This window comes from Streptomyces rugosispiralis (assembly GCF_024505145.1).
GTDB lineage: Bacteria > Actinomycetota > Actinomycetes > Streptomycetales > Streptomycetaceae > Streptomyces > Streptomyces rugosispiralis.
Genome location: NZ_JANIAA010000050.1, coordinates 26141 through 49512 on the forward strand (window position 1 = coordinate 26141; position 23372 = coordinate 49512).

Sequence of the window (23372 nt, forward strand, 5' to 3'; positions counted from 1 at the left end):
CCATGGCCCGCCTGACCTTCGACGACATCTATCACGTCTCTTTCAGCAGTCTCGGAGCCGCGGCCGACGACTGGAAGGAGATGGTCGACCAGCTCGATACCCTGGCCACCGACGCCGTTGACGGCATGGTGAAGCAGGCCGACGCCGCCCGCTGGGCAGGCGTCAATTCCGACGTCACCAGACCGTTCGTACGCAAGGCGGCCAAGGAGATCCGCGACGCCCACACTGAAGCCAAGGGCGTTTGGAGCATGCTCCGGGACGCGCACTCGGACCTCGTCTCGGTGCAGTCGGACCTCAAGAAGCTCGTGGATGTGGAGGCCAAGAACAAGAACGTCCGCGTCACAGGCTTGGACGACGGCACGGTGTACTGCGTCTATCTGCATCAGCGCGGAGACAGCGACCAGCGCACACAGAAGCAACTCGACTATCTGGACGACCTCGCGAGCCGGATCAGCAACCTGATCGCCAAGGCGGACGAGATCGACAACTCTGTGGCCGGCGCCCTGAAGAAGATCCACGGCAACGACAGCCACAACTTCGGCCATGCGAAATACGATTCCCTGGACGACGTCCAAGCCGAGCGCGCGGTCCAGCTGGCGCGGAAGAGCCTCACCAAGTACAAGCACGGCGAAGAGCTGAGCACCAAGGAACTCACGGAGCTCAAGCAACTCCTGTCGGACAACGCCAAGGACCGCGAGTTCACGGTCGACTTCTACAAGGCTCTGGGGCCCAAGGACGCGCTCCGCTTCGAGGCGCAAATCGCCATCGACGCCTCGGCGGAGGGAGACAAGACACAGCTCAAGCTGGCGCACAGCATTCAAACAAGCATGGGTGTGGCCCTGGCGACCGCGACCGATCCGCCCTCCGGGAAGGACAACCCCGACACCGCCTTCCGGGAGAACAAGGACTACCTCGGCAAGGCGTGGCAGTCAGAGCTCAAACGAGTCGGCCGAAACAAACTCGAGTTGGGCATCGGGTTCGACCACGCCGAGCCCGTTGGCTATCAGGCCCTCTCGTCCTTGCTGCGGCACGGAAACTACGACAAAAGCTTCCTCGTCCCCGTCGCCGAGGACATGGTCACCATCGAACGAAAAGGTGGCGGCTGGCCCATTCCGGACCAGTTCAACGGCGAGAATGACTTCGGCCTCAACCTCGACAAAAAGGGCGGCCCCGGCTGGGACCCGATGACCGGAGTCCTCGAGGCCTTCGGCCACAGCCCCGAGGCATCGACCGCCTTTTTCAACGGATCCACGGGCGAAGGCGCGCATGACGACCTCAAGAAGCTGAGCAATCTCGATTACTTCCTGGGCGATAAAGACGGGGAGAACGGTCGAGAATGGCCTTCAGACAAGACAAGCGGATACATTCTGCCGGACGAAAAGAGCAAGACGTACGGGAAGGATGCACTCGGACATGCTCTCGAGTCCGCCACGACCGGCCGGGCGTATGACAGCGACGGTCCTTCGGTAAAGCACACCCAGGAACGGGCGGATCTTTTTACGACAATTGTCGACAAACTCGGCGCGAACCCTGGGCTGATCAAGACGGACGGCGAACTGGCGCCGATCGCCGACAGTCTCGGCAATATGTCAGCCGAGTACATGCATGACATCCAACGATCGATTGCCGGCGGCGACGAAAGTGGCTATATCGGCCATTTCGGCGCCGATGCCTACCTACAGGATGTCGAGAAGGGACATCTGAAGCAATTCCTGCGCGCTACCGCATGGGACCCCGACGCCTATGCCTCCATTACACACGCCAGTCAGGCGGTGACCACGGAAATGATGCGCGATGCGCTGGCCGACCCCGGGGGCGAGCCCCCCGCGAGTGTCGCCGCTCGGGCAACCACTCCCGGATCAACCATCGCCGGCATCACAGCCGTCGGCCAGGCTGACGCGATAGCCGCCGCAGATGACAGCGTGGAAAAGATCAATCAGTACAACGAGAAGCTGGAGACAGGAAACAAATGGGTATCCCGCATTGTTGAAATGGGGGTTGGCAAAATTCCCGTGGCCGGCGATGCGGTCGGCTGGGTAGCCGAAGACATCCAGGAGTCCGTGGTCAGTCACTACACCAAGGACCCGACAGAAGCAGCCCAGCAGATCACAGAAAACCGAGAGGATTACCTGGATGGCGAACGCGAGGAGACCGGGCAGTCCATGAAGCAAGCCGCACGCACTGCGGCGCAACAAGCCGGCCTCCCCGACGGCAAGATCAGCGGCGTGGTTGACGATGTATACAGTGCATCTAATGTGGCGTTCTCCGACGGAAAGGCCAGGTAAACAGAGTGCCCCCCGCTTCGATGTCACCCAAGGTACTGAGGTCGAGACCGGGCAAAATCATCGTCGCCGCACTCGCTCTGGCTCTCCTCAGCGCGGGGGCATGGTGGGTGTCGACTGATCGACGCTCGGATGACGACGCGCTAGAGATCCCGTCCCGAGTCTGCCTCGAACGTATCCCAGGCAAAAGCGTGGCACCTCTGCTTCCCGCCAAAGGACCGAAACTTGAGGAAGATACTTCCGGCTTTTCAAAGCCGACCCCTGGGTTCAATGGGGAGTGCGTCTTGAAGGTCGGGGACGAGGAGGTGGGGGTCGGATTTACTCGGATACCGGGTAATAAATACACACGCAGCCACGTCCAGAGCCGAGGAACACCAGTCTCCCTCGGTGATGCATACGGCACCATGACTGACAAGAATAGAATCAGGCTCTACGTACCCTGCCCATCTGCCCAATATCCGGAAGATCGACTGATTATCTCAACAAATGCCGACGCCGCAGAGCAGGCAGACAGCTTCAGTCGAACAACTCATAAGTTGACGACGGCAGATAATGCATACCTCGCATTCACGGCAGACGTGGCTCGCACCTTGTCTCGAGAATGGTTCAAGTGTCCAGGTGCCGCCGAGTTGCAGGGCGGGCCGGTAGCAGTCCAGTGGAATGACTCTCAATCCACTGGGTCCCATTGACGGGAATTTCTTCCTTTGAAGCCATTCGCGCCACCGACCTCAAAGCACATCAATTCACTAGCCTCATCACCGTTGGCGCCAGCGTGGTCGAACAGGCCAAGGAATCACATCGACTGAATGAGTCGGGCAAGGAAATTCGTGCCCTTGCTGCTTTTGCTGGACAGACCGCACGGGACATGTCCCAAGGCTGGTTCAAATGCCCCGGTTCCGAAAGGCTTCCAGACGGGCCCGTAGCCATCCATTGGCATCAGTAGCTGGCCCTGTAGCCAACCAGACGCGGCCCAGCACGACTTCATGACAAACGCTCTCAAGGCTCACCCGTACGCGGACGGGTCTCTCGCAGTCAATGGAGCCGACAGGAGAGATCGTGGTAAGCAATTTTCGTCTGACTCTTGGGCGGCTGGCGGCCCTCGCCTGCACGTCCGTCATCGCCGTCACGGGCTGCGGCGGTGGCGACGACGAATCAGGGTCTCCGAAGCCGACCGCGGCGAAGCCGACCGCCGGTGCCGGGCTCATACCTGTGGCCCAAGCCTGCGGCGGTCTGTTCGACGCGGCCATCGCCAAGGAGGCTCGGGAGCCGAACGGCCCCAGCAAGGTCTATCCGGTCAAGACCGAGGGCACCGACCAAGTCGCGAAGGTGCTGGAGGATGAGTCGGCCAGGAGAAGCACGCCAGAGGACCTCTGCACCTTGACGGACAAGGCTGACGGCAAGGAACTGCTCGCCATCACCGTGGCGTGGACCCCCCACTCGCCCCCGTCGGGTCGGTCGGTGCACTACACGACCACCGTCGGTCCGGAGGATGCCGGCAGGCTTCTCGTCACGTGCGATATCGGCAGCGGTGGCGAAAAGGGATCGGCAGAGCGTTCCCTGGAGTTCGCCATGCGCGACTACTTCACCATCAGCGACCACTCGCATGCCAAGCTGCTCATCGCCTCGGCGAAACAGATAACGTCGACGTTGGACTGCCGGGAAGATCCCCAATATCCGGATGCGAAGGTTGTCGCACCGCCGCCGAAACGGGGACTCCGGTAGAACGTGAACATGGGGGTGGGCAACCGCTGAAGCGGTTGCCCACCCCCATGTTCTTGCGACCGCACCCTCAGAAGGTGATGTCCTGGAACAGCTGGGCCGACTTCTTGTCGGTCGCGTGGTAGTCCATGCTGCCGGTCCTGACCTTGGTCGCCACCTCTTTGAGCGTGGTCTCGATGTGGTTGGCGCGCGTCTTGAACTGCCTCTCGGCGGCGAGCATCATCTGGTGAGCCTCGCCCTCCCAACCGTCGGTGACGGCCTTGACCGCGGCGATGATGGTCTCGATCTGCTGGCTCACCACCCTGGCGCCGCGCTCGAGGTCACCGGCGGTGTCCTCGAGCGAGTTGTATGTGACCTTGATGTCCATCCCGTCACCGGACACTTGTGTTCCACCCCTCGTGGTGTCTTGATGGTTGTCGATCGTTACTGCCGTAAGGGCCAGCCCTCGCAAAGACCTGTCGCGATGGCGCCCTCAGCCGACTAGAACTGGTCGACCTTGCTGTGGGCCAGGCCATCCGCACCACTGCCGAGGTGCCCGCCCGCCGCGCTGCCATTGACGTCAACGCTGCGGAGCTGCGATGCGATCTCGGTGTCGTTGGCACCGCCGGAACGGTGCGTGAGCTGCACCGCCTCGTGAATGTTGACGATCAGCTGACGCAGGGCCTCATGATCCTCGTTGAGGCTCATCTGCGCCCTTCGGAACGCGCTTCCGCCCTGACCGGTCCACGCCGCCTCCACCGTGTCAATGGCGTTGATCAGCGTGCGCAGGTTCTGCGAGAGGTCCTCGCTGACGCGGCCGAGGTCGCCCTCGAACTTCTTGAAATGTGCGTCGCTAATCCGCTGCGAGCCCGACATCTTTCCACCTTCCCCCATGATGTGTTGGCGAGCCGAGCTGGGGTTTCTTTCGTCAGCTCACCACTCTGTGGAGTTTCCTACCCGACATGGCAGGAAGCGTATAGCTGTAGTTGGTGCTGGTGCTGGTGCTGGTTACGGCCTGGCCATCGTGCCACCACGACGCCGTACGACGGTGAAGGCGACCGCGGCCCCGACGACCACGACAACACCCGCACCCAAGGCGACCCAAAGCGTCGTATTGCCGCCGTCGTCGCTCGCTTTGGCCTCCGCTGCGGGTTTCTTGGCGGCTTGCTCATCCGATGCGGGGGGTTGTGAGGCGTCCCCCGCCGACTCAGACGCCGACTCGGAAGGCTTTGGTTTCGTCGCTCCCTCACGAGCGAGCAACGGATTGGTGTTGGCCGGCCCCGGGTCCCCCTCGCCATCGAGGAGCACCTTGCGAGGCCGAACCGAGCCATACCCGAGGTAACTGCTCGGGATGTCACCGGCCTTGGGCTTCGCGGCGGTCTGCATCATGACGCGGAGAACCTGGTTGTTGGTCCACTCGGGGTGCTTGGACCAGATCAGGGCGGCGGAGGCGGAGGTGATGGCGGTGGCTTGGCTGGTGCCACGAGACGTGCAGACATTATTCCCGCAGCGTATGGGGATCTCATCCCCGATTGCGACCAGCCCTACCTGATCGCCTGAGTTCGACCACTTCGTTGCCTTGCCTTCACGGTCGATCGCACCCACACCCACGACACCTGGAAATCCAGCAGGATAGGCCACTTCATTGGCCTTGTCACCGACATTTCCTACGGAAGCAAAAATCAGACTGCCTTTTTTGATGGCATATTTGACAGCTGAGAGCGTCCGTGGGAGCTGACTGCTTACGGCATCTGACCCTTGCGAGACATTGATGACTTGTGCCCCATGGTCCGCCGCGTACCGAATGGCCCGGCCCACGTTCCCGTCCGCAGAGTCGACCCTTGCGTCCAGCACATCCTTTACAGGAAGGATCTTGGCTTCAGGAGCCAGTCCTTGAATGCCACCGCCAGCTCCGGTGCCAGCGATCAGAGCGGCGATGTTTGTTCCGTGACCGTCCGTGTCTTTATGCGCACCCGTTGGGTTATGCGACATATCCGCGCCTTCGAGCACTTGCCCCTGGAGCTCGGGCAACGATGCCTTAACGCCCGTGTCGACAACGGCGACGGTGACCCCCTTGCCCTTACTCACCTTCCACATGTCGTCGGCCTGCATGTCCTTCAGGTACCACTGCTGAGAGCTGATGTCCTGTGCAGCTGCCGCGGGCGCGATACCACCCACCGCCATGAGTCCGGCTCCGAGCGCTGCCAGACCCGACAGGGAGCGCCGCCGCGCTCCGTACTTCTGAAGTGGCATAGATGAGTGCTCTCCTCGGCATTGCACAGGGATCTGTCGATCTACTCGATGACCGGCGGGACCGTGTCACGCCGTCCGCCCGACCAGCTCTCTTCGTCTTCCTGAAGGTAATCGGGCCTGGAGCCAGAGGGTTCCGAGCCGTTCGGGGCTGCCCTGCCAGACCGCGGCATCGACTCGGACTTCCCCTGGTCGCCCCGCACAAGCCCGGATCCCCCGGAGGTGAACTCGGACTGCGCTCCGCGCCCAGAACGCGTACCGCTGACGGGACCTCCCGACTCCGATGCGAGCCGCCGACCCTGGCCACCGTTGCTCCCGGGCGCGTGCGTACCCCCATCAGCGGGCACGCCGCCCGTGCCCAGGGGACCACGCCTGGGAGGGATGCCGTGTTCGTCTCCGACGACCGTGCCCTTCGGCAAACGCTGCCCATTCGCGTTGTTCGGTCCTCGTGGACTGTCCACGGTCCCACCCGGCTCTGAGGCGAGCCGTCGGCCCGGCCCGCCGTTCGCAGGCGAAGGCGTGCCTTTGAAGCCGTGCGTGGCGGGTCCCATCGGCCCACGCCTCATGAGTCCTTGTTCTTCGCCGATAACCCTGCCCCGGGGAATCCGCGGAGTGTTGGTTTGCCCCGGTGGGCGAGCCTGTTGCCCGCCGTGAATACCGTCAGGCAACCCAGTTCGAGGAAGTCCTGTCGGCCGAGGCTGCTTTGCCACGCCTTGGTAAGGAGGGAGGGGCTCGCGTACGGGGTTGCCCCCACCGCGCATAGGCGGCGGGGCGCTTGGCAGGAACGGCCTGGGTCCGTTTGGCACCACAGGATTCACATGCTGCTCGGGCGCATTCTGCGGTGGCGAAGCAGGAAGCCTGCTTCGGTCGATGACGTCAGGCGAGGGTAGCGTGTTCGTGGAGTCAATGCTGGTCCTGACATCTGGCACAACATCCGGCAGCCCCTCCACGCCCAAGTTGCCGTGTCCTGTGGAGGCCACTCCTGGGTGCTGGACTAGGCCCGGCCCATCAGTGGAATCAGAACGAGCTGCGAACGGCACAGCGGAAGCTGTGCTTTGCCCAACTGTGTTTCCGTTCGCGGACGGCGATGCACCCGAGAGCCCGGGATTACCTTCGAAGTAGTTCCCGAACTCAGCAGGAAGCGGCGGAAAATTCGGCTCCTCGAGATTGTTGATCTCCGTGTAAGCCGTCTCGTAATACGAGTCCAGCCTGTCCATCTGCTGGAGCGCTTCCAGGTGGTGCTTATCCGCGACCACCTTTTCCGCATCGGTCTTGTGCTTCTTGTCATCGGCCGCCGTCGGGGCCGGCATCGCTGCCTTGACCTCGGTCAGGCCCTGGCCCGCGGCAGTCATGTGTATGCCGACGAGCAGGGTGTAGTCGGCCATCATGTAGGTCTGCTTGGCCACCTCACGACCCCACTCGCGGAAGGCGTCGGCGCCCTCGCCCTCCCAGTGCACCCGCTCGGCGTGTGCCTTGAGCTCCTCCGCGATGGCACTGATGTCGTCGAAGGCAGCCGACAGAGCGGCCCCGACGTCGGTCAGTGCGTCGGGCTTCGCGGTCGCGACCATGTTGTAGAGCTCGTCGTGCGACCGATCCTCGAACTTCCCTCCGGCCATCTACCTTCTCCCCCTCACAGCGCGTCGCCCCCGACCTCTTTGCCGCCGTGATTCCCAGTCTGACCCGCGTGCTTCTCGGGCTCGCGGTAGTACTTCCGGGTACGTGTCTGGATCTCCCGCATTCGACGGGCCTGTTCGGCGTCCATGCCGTCGAAGCCGCGCTCGGCGACGATCGCCATGAGGCCCATGGCCTCGATCTGGTCGCCGAAGGACTTGGACAGGGTCTCCAGTCGCGCGTGGACCTTCTCGTAGAGGTTGGCCAGGTCGTCAGCGGAGGTGAACCCAGTGCCCGAGCCGTACGCGTCCCGGGTGATGAACTGTTCCGAGATCGTCTTGCGCGATGCCGGGGACTTATCAAGGTCAGTCAGGACCTTGTCCAGGCGCGTCTTGAACTTGGCAAGCGTCTCGGCTTCCTTGACCAGCTTCTTGCCGAACGGCGTCTGTGGCTCAGACCCCGGCTCTATGGGCCTCACGCTGTCCCTCCCCGTATGACACCAACGATGTCCTAAGCCACTCTATCCACCAGCGTTGGACACCCCAACTGCCCCGCAGCCGTGGGCCGTCGACGGTTCAGTAACGGTCTGCTCCCCCAAACGATGCATACGAGGCATACGTCACACCCGATGACACTAACGACTTCATCACAGACGCACATGAGTACGCATACCTATTTCGCAGGACGACGGCACAGGTATGCGGACTGACACGACCGTCCCTGACCTCGCCGACCCCAGCAGTTGTGCGGCTGTGCGCGACTGGAGGCGGCTCGGAGTGCCAAGGTCAGGTCCCGCGTGTCCGGACCCACACCATGAGCGGCCCGCCGACCATTGATCGTTAGGCTTGTAAACCTTATCGACGGAGTAGGGCGATGCCAACGAGACCGAGATGCTGTCGCACGTCTTCTTCTCCCAATTCGATGGGTTCGGGTAGGCGGAAGGAAAACTCAGCTCGGTCGTGGCGTTTGGTACTCCTTCTTGTCCTCTACCTCGAATCGAAGCTGACGTGCCTTCGAGTGGGCCTCTCCATAGCGATAGAGCTTCCAGCCATGCTTCGGAAGTTCCCGATGAAGCCCGTCCATGGCCTCCTTCAGAGCGTCCACGGAAGGGCCCACCCCTGACTGTTCCAGGGCCATACGCCATGGCATGTGGTCCAGACCGTCGCCGTCTAAAGATCAGTGCCCTTGGGAGCACGGTAACAGCGTGAGTCAACGTCCACGCTGATCAGCTCTTCAAGATTCCCTGACCGTTCCCTGGCCCACTCGATCTGCACCCAATGGTGCGTCCGGCGATTGACTGCCACGATCTCCGGGTTCCGTGCCTGCGACTTGGTTTCACCGTCTTTCGTGATATCCCAGCCATGCTTCGGCAACCGCTCACGGAGATTCTGCATCGCAGTCTCGAACGTTCCTTTGCTCAGTTTGTAGACCGACCAGGGATGATGAATTGCGTAGTACTTCGTCAGGTCGGGATCGATCGCCTCACAGACACTGACCGCAGCACCCGACTCAGTGGCTTTGCCCTCGACTCCCATCCAGTCCAGAAGGCTGCTGGAGATGGCATTGACCTCTTGTTTTGTTTCCTCAACAGCGCGAACTTCCGGCTTGTAACCGAGCTTGCCCTCTGCATTTCCATTGGTTTCGGAGTTATCATTCATTGATGAGCATCCCATCAGAACCAACGGAGCCGCCGCCACGGCACAAACCAACCATGAGAACTTTCGGGACCCTCGCAACGGTCCAGAGCACGGCTCACTCAAGTGTCACACCCTTATAGTCGCCTACAATAACCCGTGCCTGATTTTTCAAACTGACGGATGGCTTTTGGTGATCGTCTACATTCCAATACCCACCATGGTCGCCAGAATCTGATTCCATGATATGCCCACCGAACTCCCTGTCGGTGGGAATTACCCCGTTACCCCCAAGGCCGACGCGCCGCCCACCTTCTCGGACGAACCAGTCGTCGCTTCCCGTACCTCCGGCTTTCATGGCCCACATATGGTCGGGATCTATGCCGAGATCAGCCGCATGTTCGGCCTGCATGCCAGGGCTCCCTGCCGCGATCACGTCGTCGGCGGGCAATGGGTCGCTCCATGTGTCCGCGTAGTCGCTACGGTATTTAGCCGCATCTCCTATAACCGTGCTGCCGTAACTGTGGCCGATAACGGTGGTGTGGGCAGTGCTACCAGTGGCCGCCTCGTGCGCCGCCTTATTGCCGTCAAGGAACTCACGCAGGGCAGGAGCGGCCTTTTCTGCGTACTTATCACTGGTAGCGTTGGGGATCTGATTCGGAGCATCGTAGTCGAACCAGGTAATTGTCGAGATCTTGTCGCCGGGTGAAAGCGCCTGACTCTCCCGCCACAGCGTCACGCCACGGTTCAGGTCACCGTCAATGCTGCCTAGATGCGTTTTCGTCCCCGGTACATATAATGCGGTGTGGTCTGCTGCATCCGGATTCCCATTGGCCAGGACCACTCGCCCGTCGTCATTGGGATCGAATCCGAGGAGATATGCCTCGGGAAGACCGTCTTCACCTGTTCTGTCGAAACGCCGTTGGATGGCTTTCATGCCTTCCAAAGCGGACTTCAGATGCTCTCTCTTGCCTTCATACTTTTGGTGCCATTCAAGCCATTCGTCACTGTATCTCATTGTCCTGCCACCAGGGACATATTTCGGCTTGGGCTCCTCGGGTATGCTCTTGTATTGGGTTTGGTACTCCGCCCGTTTCTCCTCGAATACGGCACGATTCGCCTCGTCGCGGACGTCCGCCGGAAGACCATTCAGCTTGCCGATGCTGTCAGGGTACATGGAAGCGTAGTCGGCCTTCTCCTGCGCGGAGAGCCCCTTCCACCAGTCCGCATTCGATTTTGGATCGCCATCTTTGGGCGGAGGTTTGATCTCGTTCAAGTACTCCTTCGCACCACTGCGGACACCCCCCGTGTCCTTCTTGGCGTCGATCCAGTCCTCCGCAGCGACGGTCAGATCGTCGTCGGCCTTCAGCTTGCGTAGCTTGGGGGCCCACTTCTCATCCGCCTGCGTGGCGTCATAGACGGCCTGGGCGATGCGGTTGGCAATGGCCACGGCTCGGCCGAAGTTCGGATTGGGGTGGATGTTCGCCGCCTGGCGATCCAGGGCGTCGGCGGCGTCATTCGCGTCGCCGGTCGGGTCGATCGGCTGGTTCGTCGGCTTGCCCTTCGCGCTGCCCGTGACCGTGCCGCCCTCCGGCACTTTGCCGTCGACCTTGTCGCCGGCCGCCGGGTAGCTCACCGAGCCATCAGAGCCCACCGTGAACTTCTCTGCCTCGGCATCCTCCACGGCGGCGTCGAGCTTGTCCTTGGCCGCTCGCAGTTCGTAGGCCAGAGAGTTGAGAGCGGTGGTGATGAGAGCGCATTCGACCTGGGTGTAGTGGAAGTTCGTCGCCAGCTTGCGGAGTTGCACCACAGCGGCGTCAGCGGCATAGCCTTCGAGAACGTCCTGACCCTTCGCGGCTTTCCGCATGCCCGCGATGATCCGGTTCTCGACGTCATCCTTGGCCTGACTGGCCATGTCACCGACGGTCTTATAGCCGCCTGCGGCGTCTTCGAATTCCGTCGGCTTCAGAGATTTGAGAGTCGCGTAATCCACTGGTCCGCGTCACCGACCCCGACTCTCGCCACCGACGGGCTTCGTGTCCTTGTACAGGACATCCAGCCCGTCGAACGCACACTTGGTTGCCTCATCGTTCTTGTACTGGTGATCCCCGGCCCGCTCAAGCCGGTCCTGAATCGCCCCGCACTTCCCGCTCACGCCCTTCAGGTAACGCTTCCAGGAGTTGTAGAGCTGCCGCTGAGCGGCCGCACTCTCGATGCCGCCCCCGCTCTTACTGCCCGCGCCCAGGCCGGTCTGCTCCTCCTCCAGCTTGGTCAGCGCGGTCTTGATGTCCCCCCGGAGTTTGCCGACACTCCGACCTGCTGCCGTCCAGGCGCTCTTGCTGGACTTCACCCCGCCTGATCCGCCTTGTTGCCATCCTGGCTCGTTGTCGGCACTAGCGAGACTCATCCCGGCGTCACCGGACGCCTCGCGCTTCATCTGCGCCCATTCCGCCTCGAACGTCGACATACTCTCCCGTTCCCCCCGGCCTCATGCCACTTATAGTTACGCCAAATAGCTCAGTGTAGATGACGCTTCATAGGTGTCTATGAGTACTTCTACTCAGCCGTGCCGGAGCGCCGGCGCCTCCGTTCGTTGAGAACCGCCGCCAGGCCCGCGATGCCCGCCACCGCGATGACAGCGGCACCGACGGAGTACGTCGCCAGGCGTTCCTTGCGCTCCTGAGCGGTCTCGCCCAAGGGCATCGGAGCCGGGTCGGGCGCGGCGACGTCGTGGGCCGCGCCCTTGTCCAGGGTGACGTGGTCGATACGGGTTTCGTCGTCGGTGAGAGCGCGGACTGGGTCGACGACGCCCCAACCGATGAAGCGGTCATGGTGGTTGACGGCGCGCTCGGCGGTCTGCTCGATCTGGGCGACCACCTCGTCCTGGCGCCACTCCGGGTGCTTGGCGCGGATCAGGGCGGCGACGCCGGCGACGTAGGGCGCGGAGAAGCTGGTGCCGTTGTCCACGCACTGGCCGCCCTTGGGGACGGTGGAGACCATTTCGACGCCGGGAGCGGCGACATCGACGAAGTCGCCGGACTGGGAGAAGGGGGCGCGTTCGTTGTTGCGGTCCGAGGCGCCGACGGCGAGGACGCCGTCGTAAGCGGCCGGGTAGGTCTTCTTGACCTTGCCGTCGAGACCGTCGTTGCCCGCGGAGGCGACCACGACGACATCGGCTTGCAGTGCGTTCTCTACGGCTTGCTGCAGCGTGCTGTTTGCCTGGAGCGGCTTGACGGTGTCCTGGGAGATGTTGATGACGCGGGCTCCCGCCTCGACCGCCCAGTTGATGGCCGTGGCCATGGTGTCGGTGGTGCCGGAGCCCTTTTCATCGTTCTGCCGGATCGGGATGATCTCGGCTTTGGGTGCGATGCCGACGAATCCCGTGCCCGAGTGCGGACGGGCGGCGATGATGCCGGCGACCTTGGTGCCGTGGCCGACCGAGTCGTCCGTCCCGTCGCCCTTCTTCCCCTTGGACAGACTCTTCTTGCCGCCCTTACGGACCTCCTTGCCCTTGCTGGTGTCGACGGCGTCCTTGAGCTGAGGATTGGTGTTGTCGACGCCGGTGTCGATGACGGCGACTTTGACCGGACGCCCCTTCGAGTCCAGCCCCTTGGTGTCCTGCCACAGCTGGTCGAGCATGACGCGCTGAAGGGACCAGGGGGTGCCCTTTATCTGTTTGGCGGGGTAGGTGCATTCACCGCTGCCCGCCAGGGACAGATCCGGCGCCGCGGAGGCCGATATCGGTCCGGCGGCCGCGGTCAGTGCCGTGAGGCCGGTCGCCGCCGCCAGGGCGAAGGGTTTCATGGTGCGCCGCATGTGTTCGGGCTTCCTCATGTCCTATGAACCCTGGGGCTGCTTGGCGCTGTTGGCGTCGAGGCGTGGACCGGTGGGCAGGAATTCGGACCAGTCCGCGGGCACCGGGGTCGGCTTGACGTCCTGGTACCCGAGGCTGCGCTGGGCCTTGTTGACGTCCTGCTGGGTCTGGGCGGCCTTGTCCTTGTCGGAGCCCTCGTCGCCGATTTTCGCATTGCCGGAATCGCTGTCGTTGTTGGACTGGACCGAGTAGCGAAGGCCGGTGTCGGTCACCAGGAAGACGGGACCGTTCTTGATCTGCCGGCCGCTCACCTGGCGGTAGAGCACTCCCGATCCCGGGGTGACGTAGGCGCTGGTGGCGCCGTCCGGGATGGTGGCCGGGAAGTCCTTGCCAGCCCAAGTGGACACCTTGGCACCGCCCTTGGCGGTCACCCCGGCCAAGATGCTGCAACTGGTGTCCCGGGCTCCGCTGCCCAGCGCGGGATCAACGGAGTTGGCCTGGCTCGGGATTTCGCTGGGCCAGCGGTACTGCCCGTAGAAATCGTTCTCCGTGTCCGGGTTGAACGACTGGGCCGCCACTCGCTTGGCCATACTCGCCTCGTTGATGGAGGTCTTGCTCCTGAGCAGAAGCTTGGCCACGAACTCCGAAACGCGCTGGACCTTTCCCCGCAGCACCACGTACTTCTGGGTGCCGGCTCCGGTGGGCGCTTCGAGCACCATGCCGACCCGGTTCGCCTCGCCGAGGCTCGGGACCCCGGCGTCATCGCCGATCTGGCCCGGGACCCGCGGAAAGTCGATCGGTGCCCCGTCTCTGAAGGTCGCCAGCCAGTCCCTGGTGACCCGCTGCGGCTTGGCACCGTCGTGGAAGATCGAGCGCAGCAGAAGATTGGTGTCCTCGGCGGACTTGGCCTTCCAGTCCGGGCCGCCGATCAAATACTTCACGCCCCGCGGATCGACGAGATAGCGAGCGTCGTCCTGGCCCCGCACATAGAGGGCCTGGCCGCCGCGGAGCGCCTGGGATCCGCGGAGCTTCTTGAGCTTCGAGTCCCGGTCGGAAAAGAGGAAGACGGCCTTCTGGGTGGTGTTCCCATTGCCGCCCGGCTGCTCACAGACCGCCCACGTCATGCGCTTTTTCGCCTCGTCCGCACTGGGGATGCGGTCCGGTGCGTAGGGAATGCCGATCGTGGGGCCACGCGGGATGTGGCCGTTGTCCAGCTCCGACTCCTTCACCTTGATGACGCTGGACTTATCGGGGTCGAGAAGGAGCTTGGCGGAGGCGAGGTTCAGCACGGGGTGGAGTTGGGGCTTGCCGCCGGTCTTCAGGATGACGTACCGAGTGGTGGAGTCACTGCCGACGATCACATGCGATTCCGGTGTGTCCCACCCCTTGGGGGCGACGGGTTTGAACATGCCCCAGGCACCGAAACCGGCGAGGATCAGGGCCCCGACGACGACTCCGGGAAGGACCGCGCGCAGTGGACGCGGCGCACCCTCCTCCGTGCCACTTGGCGTGGGTTGCAAAAAGGCGGCGACTGTCCGCTTCTTCGCATAGATATAGGCGTTGAGTTCATCCCGCCGTGATGCCATTTTTAGCCGCTTCTCCCCGCTTTTCGGCCTCGGTAGTCAGGTGGCCTGCCTCGGTCCTGGCGTCGTACCGACCCTCTACTATGCCGGTAGTGAACTGGCTCATGCCGCCCGGGGACACTCACCGGCGGCGACGACGACCGGGCCGTTCGGGCCGGTTTCGGACATTAGGGGGCTGACGGGGATGGCTGCCGCAACGCGCGCACGTTCCGCGAGGAGCGCGTCCGGCCGAGGAACACCGAGCGGATCCCGTCCGCCCGCACCCGCTGACGCGCCGCCGACAGCGGCCCCCATCGCCTCCGCCACACCGCGCACGACGTCCCGGCCCGGCAGCATCGGCCCCCTGCGGCTGCAGCAATTCGTGCTGATCGAGGTGGCCGCGGCGATAGTGCTGGCCGCAGGAGTGGTCGACAAACTCCTGCTGGTGCCCGCCGGGATCGTGGGCGTCGTCCTGGTGCTGCTGGCCGTGGTCACCCGTCATCAGCAGCCGATACCGGAATGGCTGAGCACCGCGCTCGCACTGCGCAGGCGCCAGCGGCAGGCGGCGAAGCCGCTCGACGCGGGCACGGACCCCGGTTTCACACCGGCCCTGGAGTGCGAACCGGCCCTGCGCACCTATACGTTCACCGATCGCGAGCGGCGCATGGTCGGCTTGGTGGGTGACGGCACCTTTCTGACCGCGATCCTGCAGGTGGACGCGACGGACTCACCGCTGCGCCCGCAGCGTACGCAGCGTCCGCTGCCGCTCTCGCTGCTGCGCGACGCCATGGACGTCGACGGAATCGTGCTGGAGTCCGTGCAGGTGGTGCAGCATGCGTTGCCGGCGCCCGCACCCCATCTGTCGGCACAGACGGTGCCCGTGCGCAACTACGGGCCGCTTCAGGAGCAGACGGGGGCGCCCGCGGTCCGACTGACGTGGGTGGCGTTGAAGTTCGACCCGGAGCTCTGCCCGGAGGCCGTCGCGGCCCGGGGCGGGGGCCTCGAAGGCGCGCAGCGGTGTGTGCTGCGGGCGGCGGACCAGTTGTCGAGCAGGCTCCAGGGCGCAGGGTTCGGCGTGACGCTCCTGCCGGAGGAAGGCGTGACGGCGGCGATCGCCACCGCCGCGAGCGTCAACCCGCGGGCGACGGCGCAGGCCCGGCAGACCAATACGCTCAGTCGACGCACGGTCGAGAGCACTCGGGCCTGGCGCTGCGACGACCGGTGGCACACCACCTACTGGGTGAGCAGGTGGCCGCAGCTGGGACCGGGAGCCACGCCTCTTCCCCAACTGGCCGCCCTGCTGACCTCACTGCCCGCGCTCGCGACGACGCTCAGCCTCACCCTGCGGCGGGGCGGGACGCAGAGCGGCCGGCCCGCGCCCACGGTGAGCGGGTATGTGCGGATCACGGGTCATAGCGCTGACGACCTGGTCGCGATGAGGCGAGAGCTCCAGCGCACCGCCCGTGGGGTGCGGGTGGGGCTCGCGCGGCTGGACCGCGAGCAGGTACCCGGCGTACTCGCCACTCTGCCTCTGGGAGGGACCCGCTGATGGCCACGCCGACGACCGTCTCAGGCGGCCCTTCTTACGCTCCGGCCGCCACACCTGGTCATATGCCCGGTCAGCCGGACGGGCCGATGGCTCCCGCCCCGCGCAGGTTGCGACGGGGATTCGGGCTGATCGGACCCCGGCGTCAGCCGCACGAGCTCTCCCCGGAGCAGTTCGACGCACTGGCGCTGCCGACCGGCGACGACGGGGTGGTGATCGGTGTCGGCGCGCGGGACCAACCCGCCGTGCTGGGCCTGCACCGTCCCACGCCCTTCAACGTGGTCCTGGTCGGCGGGCTGTGGACGGCGCAGGTGATCGGGTTGCGAGCGGTGGCCACGGGCGCGCGGGTCACCGTGGAGACGGGCCGTCAGCAGATGTGGGCGTCATTGGCGCAGGCCGCGAACGGCGGGTATCAGAGCATGACGCTCCACGACGTGGGACGTGTACCGCCGCAGGGGCCCTCGATCGGCAGTCCCGTCCTGGTGATCCGTGACGCGGGCATGCGACCGCCGCGCGGGCGGGTGACCTCGGCGCCGTGGCAGTCCGTGCTGACGCTTCTGCCCTACCTGAGCCCCGTCGCCCCCCGGCTCATGGAGAACGCGGACCTGGTGGGCGTCCAGCGGGTGTCTCCCGAGGAGGCCGCCCAGGTCGGGCGGATCATGGGACTGCCGTCCACGGATGTCGAATCACTGTCCACGCTTCCGGACGGGGTCACTCTTTGGTGTGATCGTCAGTCGCGGCTCTATGTGGCGACGCATCCGACTGACATCGAATCCGGCCTGCTGGGCGGGGCTCGCCGCATGGACTGACGGTGTTCGATTGCCGCCGCGCACACGGTGGATGAGACTGTCAGCCAAGCACCAGGCGGGCTTGTTTCCGCGGTACCCGAAGGGATTCTCCACCGATGGCCGACGCCAAAGAGAAGGAAGAGCTGTACGCCCTCGACATCTCCGGTGTCGAGTGGCTCAGCGCACCTGGCAGCAGTTCCGAGGACCGGGTGGAGATCGCCTACCTGCCGAACGGGGCGGTGGCCATGCGGAATTCCACCGACCCCGAGACCGTGCTGCGCTACACGGAGGCCGAATGGCGTGCCTTCGTCCTGGGCGCGAGGGACGGCGAATTCGATCTGAGCTGAGGAGCTCGGGCGCGGGGGCGGACGCCGGTCGGTGTCCGCCCCCGCGGTCGTGTCCCACCGCTCGGCCGCGCTCAGTGGCCGAAGGCCATCAGGAGGTTTTCGGTGGTGGTGCCGGTGCCGGTGATGCGGTTGGTGGCGATGTAGAAGTTGCCGTCGCGGTAGGTGTGGGTGGCCGAGTAGAAGGCGCGCTCCGCTTTCTGGGTGGCCCGGGGGAGGCGCAGGAGGGTTTTGGGCTTGCCGCCGTCGGGGCCGATGCGGACGATTTGGCCGGGGGCGGTGTATGAGGGCCTTTCGTAGGAGATGAGGTTCTTGCCGTCCATGTTCAGCGGGAGCAGGAGCCGTTCGGCCACCTTGACCGCCCATTTCCGCTTGCCGGTGGTGAGGTCGAAGGCGTGGATCTCGCTGGTCGAGCCCAGGCCGTGGTCCTGGGTCATCTCGGTCGGCAGGTAGAAGGTGTCGGCGGAGACGGCGACGCCTTCGCAGTTGCCCATGTTGGTGCCGAAGATGTCCGTACCGCATTCCGGCTGGTAGGACTGCTTGCCCAGCGCGAGGGTCGAGCGTTCCTTGCCCTTGTCGGAGAGGGCCAGGATGCCGCCGGAGCTTCGGTCCTGGTCGATGAGGGCCACTACGGCGGGGCTGCTGGAGAAGATGTTGCTGACCTTGAGGCCCTTACGGATGGTGTAGGTCCACTTGATCGAGCCGCCGGCGGTGAGCTGCTGCAGCTTGGCGGTGCCATTGGTGCAGGAGTAGGCGCGCAGCAGGACCTTGCCGCCCGCGTAGCCGTCAATGGAGCAGCCCGCGCTCGGCTTTTCGGGTGAGACTTCCTTGCCGTCGCTGACCTTGATGACGGCGGAGCCGCCGAACCAGGCCATGCCGACGAGGTTGCCGCTCTGGGCCATGCCCACATTCGTGTAGCCGCCGCCCATGGCGTCACTCTCGGGGGCGGGGTGGTCCCAGAGCTTGACGCCCTTGTTGAGGTCGATCAGGGCGAGTTGGCTGCAGGAATCCCTTCCATGGCCCTCGTAGGCGACCACGACCTTGCCATCGGTCGTGGAGGTGGGAGCGGCGCAGACCGCCTTGCGGAGCGAGAGGGTCCATTTGCTGCCCCCTTCGTCCTTGTACGCGGTGATCTTGTTCTCGACCGCCTTGACGACATAGCCCTTCATCGCCCAGAAGCCGGGCACTTCGAGGTTGCTCTTGCTGACCTCGGGCGCGGGCTTCTGGTAGAGGACCTTGGCCTCGCCCGCCCGGCGCTGGTCGTTGGGGTCGCTTTCACCGCTGCCGCGGCCGCCGGTGCTGTCGCCGTCACCGGTCGTCGGCTCCGGCGTCGGGTCCTGTGTCCTGGGGTGGCCCGGGGTGGTCTTCGTGGGGCTCGCGGTGGGGTCCTTACCGCCGTCATCGCCGCCCACCGCCGCGTACACCCCACCACCCGCCGCGAGCAGTACCGCCACCGCCGCGCCGATGATGACGGCCTTCCGCTTCGGGGCTCGGCCGCCGCCGGTGGGCGGAGGCGTGCCGGGCGGCCCACCGGGCGGTGGGGTGTACGGGCCGCCGTACTCCGGCCGACGTGCGTACGGGTCCGCGGCGTACGGGTTCTGGGCGTACGGGTTCTGGGCGTACGGGTTCGGCGGGTCCGGGGCCGGAGGCGCGCCGGGCGGTGGTGGTGGCGGGCTCGCCGGGAGGGCGCCGGTGTCCCATATCTGGGGCGGGGTGTGGCCCCTCGACGGAGGCGATGAGGGGCTCTCGGGCGCGGCGGGCGGCGTGGTGGGCGGCGTGGGTGGTGTCGGGGGTCTGCGCCGCGGGCCGAAGCCGTCCCGGCCGGGCTCCTGGGGGTGCTCGGGCTCCTGGGGTTCTGGGGGCGGCGGGCCGAAGCCGCCGGAGGGCGGCTGGTTGGGTGGCTGGGGCGGCTGCGGCATCTGCGCCTACCTCTCACACGAGTCCACCGACCGGTCCGCCTCCTCCCCGCGATCCGGTCGGCGGCACCGGCCGGAAAGGGGCGACATGGTCGCAGGTCCCACTGTGCAACGGCATTCGAGCGGGGATTCTTTGTACCACCGGACGCTTGGACTTCTCCCCGCGGTTGCCGGGTACGTACCGCCGTAAGGCACGGTGAGGTCTCGGACAGCCTCGAGTGCGCGGATGGGCCTGCCCCCGCGGCGCTCATGGTGATTAGTCTTGGGGTACCCGGTGGAGCGCCCGTTCAGGGTCCCCGGCGTCACAAAAGGGGAAAGCCGAACGGTCGGACGACAGTAGCGATCGGCAACAGATCGGCCTCGCCAAGAATTTCAAGGGTGTTCGACCACACCAGGAGGCATTGTGAGCAGCGATCGGGACGAGATCCGCACGGGCGGAAACACACCCGGCGATGATCGGTCCGACGCGGAGACCGAGCACACGGGCGAGTTCACCATCGACTACACCCCACCCGCCTGGTACACGCAGAACGCTTCGTCGTCGTCCTCGCCGTCCTCCTCGGCCCCCACGTCGACCGGCGGTTCCGGGGGAACCGGAACGGGCGCCGGTGCGGGGATGCCGGGTCCGCCGCCTCCGCCGCCCACCGGCAGTCCGGTGCCCGTGCCGGGCGTGCCGGAGCCGAGCGGTTTTCCGGGTCCCTGGCCGCCGCCCGCCCAGGCGCCCTCCTCCGATGTCGCGTCTGTCACGTCGGACGCCTCCGAGGTGGAGGAGGTCCCCGCGCAGAGGGAGGACGAGGCGCGGTCGGAACCGGAGAGCAGAGAGTCCGACTCGGGCATTCGGATGTCGTCTTTGTCTGACTCCGGGTCGGATTTGGCGGGCTCGACTGCGGGTGACAGCCTTACGGGTGGCGGCGGTTCGGACAGCGGTGCGTCCGAGCCCTCCTCCTACGAGTCCTCCGCTTCGGCTTCCGACGTCCAGGCCGAGGATTCGGCGCCGGCTTCCTCTTCCGCTTCCGCTCCCGTCGATGACGACTTCACGCTGGCGCCCGCCGCCGCTCCGCGGGACGACGACGCCTTCCGGCCGGACTCGGAGTACGCCTCCGCGGCGGGCTCCGACGAGGGTGAGAACGGCGATGTGGAAAGCCCCTCCACCGTGCGGTTCTCCACCGCCGCGCTGCGGCGCGAGATCACCGAGAGGCGGAGTGAGGACTCCGGCGTCGGGGGTGCCGACTCCGGTTCCGGTGCTCCTTCCGGCTTCGATTCCGGTTCCGGTTCCCCTTCCGGCTCCGATTCCGGGTCCGGTGCTCCTTCCGGCTTCGATTCCGGTTCCGGGTTCGCGTCCGGTCCGGGCACGGACTCCGATTCCGGCTCCTCGGACCCGGACGACCGTGCCGACGACGACGTGCGCAGCGAGGGCACCCTGCGCTTCTCCACCGCCGCGCTGCGGCGGGAGATGGAGGAGCTGAGGCAGGCGAGCGCCGAGCCGCAGGACGCGGTTCCCGAGGACGCGGTTCCCGAGGACGCCGTGCCGCCGAGCGCGCCGTCGCCCGAGCAGCCCCCGGCCACCACCTGGGCCCCGCCGCCCGTTCCGCAGTCGGGGCTGCCGCCCCTGCCGCCGGACTTCCAGCCCGCGGCGCCCGAGGACCCCCCGCCGGCTCCGGGTCCCGCTTCGGTTCCGGAACAACGTACGGATGGGCCCGCCACCCCTGGTGCCGGAGTGCCGCTCCCGCCGCAGGACACCTCCTGGGCGCCTCCCCCGCCCCAGGCGCACGGCAGCCCCGGGCAGCCCGCCGCCGGGCCGGGGCCGCAAGCCGGATACGGCTATCCGCGTCCCGGTGAGGGCGCTCCCGGTGCGATTCCCGGCCAGCCCGGTCCGGTCCCGCTGCCGGACCAGGCCCAGGGGGCGCGGCCGCCGACGGGCAACGTGCCCGGCCCGCAGGGCGGTTACCAGCAGCCCGGTCCGGGCGTGCCGGGTCCCGGTCCGCAGGGTGCCCCGGCTCCGCAGGGGCCCCACTACGGCTACCCCCACCCGGGGGGCCAGCCCGGTCCTGGCGGTCCGGGACAGGGCCAGGGGCCGACGCCCGTCCCGGGCGGCTACGGCTTCCCTCAGCCGCCCGCCCCGGACCAGCAGGGCCAGGGCCCGTACCAGCAGCCCCCCGCCCAGCCCTACCCCACGGCCCAGCCGGGGCAGCCCGAGCACCCCGGACAGCCCGGCCAGCCGATGTACCCGGGCCAGCCCGGCCAGCCCGGCCAGCCCGGCCAGCCCGGACCGTACGCGCCGAACGGCCCCGCCCAGGGCCAGCCGCCGCATGAACCCCAGGGTCAGCAGTTCCCCGGGCAGCAGGGTCCGGGCGGGCAGGGTGGCTATGGCTTCCCGCGGCCCGGCGACGGCGTTCCCGGGCCCGGACCGCAGGTGCAGGCGCAGCCACAGCCGCATGACGGCTACGGCTATCCGCGCCCGGACGCCCAGGCCGCCCAGGCCGCCCCGGCGGGCCCCGCCGACCCCCGTACCGGCGGCTGGCCGACCGTGACGCCCGACCAGCGGCGCCAGGCCGGAAGCGCGGGCGCGCCGCTCGGGTACACCGCCGCGGTCGAGCTCTCCTCGGACCGGCTGATCAAGGGCAAGCAGAAGCCGAAGAAGAACACCCCCGGCCCCTCCCGCTTCAAGCTCGGCGGCAAGAAGGAGGAGGCGGAGCGGCAGCGCAAGCTGGAGCTGATCCGCACGCCGGTGCTCTCCTGCTACCGCATCGCGGTGATCAGCCTCAAGGGCGGTGTCGGCAAGACCACGACGACCACCGCCCTCGGCGCCACCCTGGCCATCGAGCGCCAGGACAAGGTCATCGCGATCGACGCCAACCCGGACGCGGGCACCCTCGGGCGACGGGTCCGCCGGGAGACCGGTGCGACCATTCGCGACCTGGTCACCGCGATCCCGTACCTCAACAGCTACATGGACATCCGGCGGTTCACCTCACAGGCGCCGTCGGGGCTGGAGATCCTCGCCAACGACGTGGACCCGGCGGTCTCGACGACGTTCAACGACGACGACTACCGCCGCGTCATCGACGTCCTGGGCAAGCAGTACCCGATCATCCTCACCGACTCGGGCACGGGCCTGCTCTACAGCGCCATGCGCGGCGTCCTCGACCTCGCCGACCAGCTGATCATCATCTCCACGCCCTCCGTGGACGGTGCCAGCAGCGCCAGCACCACCCTGGACTGGCTGTCCGCGCACGGCTACGCGGATCTGGTCTCGCGGAGCATCACGGTGATCTCCGGGGTCCGGGAGACCGGCAAGATGATCAAGGTTGAGGACATCGTGTCCCACTTCGAGACCCGCTGCCGCGGGGTGATCGTCGTGCCGTTCGACGAGCATCTGTCGGCGGGCGCCGAGGTGGACCTGGACATGCTGCGGCCCAAGACCCGTGAGGCGTACTTCAACCTCTCGGCCATGGTCGCGGAGGACTTCACCCGCGCCCAGCAGGAGCAGGGTCTGTGGACGGGCGACGGAGGGGCCCAGCCGCCGCAGGTGGCCCCGCCGATGCCCGGACAGGCCCAGCAGCAGCCCTACCCGGGCGGCTACGCGCCTCAGCAGGCCCAGCAGCCGCAGTACCCCGGGTACCCGCAGCAAGGCGGCCAGCAGGGCTGGCAGCAGTCCTACGAGCAGGGGCAGCAGCCGCAGCCCGGACAGCCGTGGCAGCAGGCCCAGCCGGGGCAGCCCGGCCAGCCCGCGCAACCGGGGCAGCCCTGGCAGCAGCAGCCCCCGCAGCGGTAGCGGGCGAAGAAGCGGAAGCGCCCCGTGGGCCGGTGATCCGGTCCACGGGGCGCATTCGCGTTCATCCGTTCACCACGCGGCGCGCGGCGTCTCGGCGCCCGCCCATGCGGTCGCCCGCAACGACTCCCGTACGCGTGAGCAGTCAGCAGCAG

18 protein-coding genes and 1 pseudogene are annotated in these 23372 nt (G+C 66.1%); 7 read left to right on the plus strand and 12 right to left on the minus strand.

All coding sequences use genetic code 11. The features are described 5' to 3' along the window. The first annotated feature begins 2 nt into the window (after nt 1–2). Both NP777_RS41485 and NP777_RS41490 read left to right on the plus strand, forming a co-directional pair. Nucleotides 3–2285, plus strand: coding sequence for a DUF6571 family protein (locus tag NP777_RS41485; protein ID WP_256655357.1), 2283 nt, complete (start codon nt 3–5; stop codon nt 2283–2285). 1053 nt (nt 2286–3338) lie between these two features. After that, nucleotides 3339–4004, plus strand: a complete 666-nt coding sequence (locus NP777_RS41490) for a hypothetical protein (protein ID WP_256655358.1) — start codon at nt 3339–3341, stop codon at nt 4002–4004. A gap of 67 nt (nt 4005–4071) precedes the next feature. On the opposite strand, the gene NP777_RS41495 is transcribed toward NP777_RS41490, so the two are convergent. The 10 genes from NP777_RS41495 to eccB form a co-directional block, all read right to left on the minus strand. Next, complete coding sequence (locus NP777_RS41495) at nt 4072–4368, minus strand: WXG100 family type VII secretion target (protein WP_256655359.1); 297 nt, start codon at nt 4366–4368, stop codon at nt 4072–4074. Nucleotides 4369–4481: 113 nt separating this feature from the next. Further along, a complete protein-coding gene (locus tag NP777_RS41500) occupies nt 4482–4856 on the minus strand; it encodes a WXG100 family type VII secretion target (RefSeq protein WP_256655360.1) in 375 nt (124 codons plus the stop codon). Between the two features lie 132 nt (nt 4857–4988). Beyond that, nucleotides 4989–6233, minus strand: a complete 1245-nt coding sequence (locus tag NP777_RS41505; protein ID WP_256655361.1) for a S8 family serine peptidase — start codon at nt 6231–6233, stop codon at nt 4989–4991. Between the two features lie 41 nt (nt 6234–6274). Continuing rightward, nucleotides 6275–7846 (minus strand): WXG100 family type VII secretion target, encoded by a 1572-nt coding sequence (locus tag NP777_RS41510; protein WP_256655362.1) that lies wholly within the window; start codon nt 7844–7846, stop codon nt 6275–6277. Nucleotides 7847–7860: 14 nt separating this feature from the next. Further along, nucleotides 7861–8319: a hypothetical protein gene (locus NP777_RS41515; protein ID WP_256655363.1), complete on the minus strand. Its 459-nt coding sequence runs from the start codon at nt 8317–8319 to the stop codon at nt 7861–7863. Between the two features lie 691 nt (nt 8320–9010). Further along, nucleotides 9011–9499 carry a hypothetical protein gene (locus NP777_RS41520; protein ID WP_256655364.1) on the minus strand — a complete coding sequence of 163 codons (489 nt, stop codon included), beginning with the start codon at nt 9497–9499 and terminating at the stop codon, nt 9011–9013. 94 nt (nt 9500–9593) lie between these two features. Then, nucleotides 9594–11468 (minus strand): alpha/beta hydrolase, encoded by a 1875-nt coding sequence (locus tag NP777_RS41525; RefSeq protein ID WP_256655365.1) that lies wholly within the window; start codon nt 11466–11468, stop codon nt 9594–9596. Nucleotides 11469–11477: 9 nt separating this feature from the next. Beyond that, entirely contained in the window at nt 11478–11942 is a 465-nt protein-coding gene (locus NP777_RS41530) for a hypothetical protein (RefSeq protein ID WP_256655366.1), read from the minus strand. An 89-nt stretch (nt 11943–12031) separates the two neighbouring features. After that, nucleotides 12032–13291 carry a type VII secretion-associated serine protease mycosin gene (gene mycP, locus NP777_RS41535; protein WP_256655367.1) on the minus strand — a complete coding sequence of 420 codons (1260 nt, stop codon included), beginning with the start codon at nt 13289–13291 and terminating at the stop codon, nt 12032–12034. A 21-nt stretch (nt 13292–13312) separates the two neighbouring features. Next, the gene (gene eccB, locus NP777_RS41540; RefSeq protein ID WP_256655368.1) at nt 13313–14875 is read right to left on the minus strand and encodes a type VII secretion protein EccB; all 1563 of its coding nucleotides are present in this window, start codon (nt 14873–14875) and stop codon (nt 13313–13315) included. A 181-nt stretch (nt 14876–15056) separates the two neighbouring features. Here eccB and eccE point away from each other — a divergent pair, with 181 nt between their 5' ends. The 3 genes from eccE (at nt 15057) to NP777_RS41555 (ending at nt 17532) form a co-directional block, all read left to right on the plus strand. Beyond that, nucleotides 15057–16400 (plus strand): type VII secretion protein EccE, encoded by a 1344-nt coding sequence (gene eccE, locus NP777_RS41545; protein ID WP_256655369.1) that lies wholly within the window; start codon nt 15057–15059, stop codon nt 16398–16400. Then, the gene (locus tag NP777_RS41550) at nt 16400–17206 is read left to right on the plus strand and encodes a hypothetical protein (protein WP_256655370.1); all 807 of its coding nucleotides are present in this window, start codon (nt 16400–16402) and stop codon (nt 17204–17206) included. Before eccE ends, NP777_RS41550 begins: the two co-directional genes overlap by 1 nt. Nucleotides 17207–17301: 95 nt before the next feature. Beyond that, nucleotides 17302–17532: a DUF397 domain-containing protein gene (locus NP777_RS41555; RefSeq protein WP_037960661.1), complete on the plus strand. Its 231-nt coding sequence runs from the start codon at nt 17302–17304 to the stop codon at nt 17530–17532. 71 nt (nt 17533–17603) lie between these two features. On the opposite strand, the gene NP777_RS41560 is transcribed toward NP777_RS41555, so the two are convergent. Further along, a complete protein-coding gene (locus NP777_RS41560) occupies nt 17604–19448 on the minus strand; it encodes a PQQ-like beta-propeller repeat protein (RefSeq protein ID WP_256655371.1) in 1845 nt (614 codons plus the stop codon). 400 nt (nt 19449–19848) lie between these two features. Between NP777_RS41560 and NP777_RS48730 the strand changes: the two are divergent. After that, a pseudogene (locus tag NP777_RS48730) lies at nt 19849–19926 on the plus strand (SCO5717 family growth-regulating ATPase); the annotation flags it as partial. Between the two features lie 20 nt (nt 19927–19946). Here NP777_RS48730 and NP777_RS48735 read toward each other — a convergent pair. Next, nucleotides 19947–20282 (minus strand): hypothetical protein, encoded by a 336-nt coding sequence (locus NP777_RS48735; RefSeq protein ID WP_391858680.1) that lies wholly within the window; start codon nt 20280–20282, stop codon nt 19947–19949. 34 nt (nt 20283–20316) lie between these two features. Here NP777_RS48735 and NP777_RS41565 point away from each other — a divergent pair, with 34 nt between their 5' ends. Beyond that, entirely contained in the window at nt 20317–23220 is a 2904-nt protein-coding gene (locus NP777_RS41565; RefSeq protein ID WP_391858679.1) for a MinD/ParA family ATP-binding protein, read from the plus strand. The last annotated feature ends 152 nt before the right edge of the window (nt 23221–23372 follow it).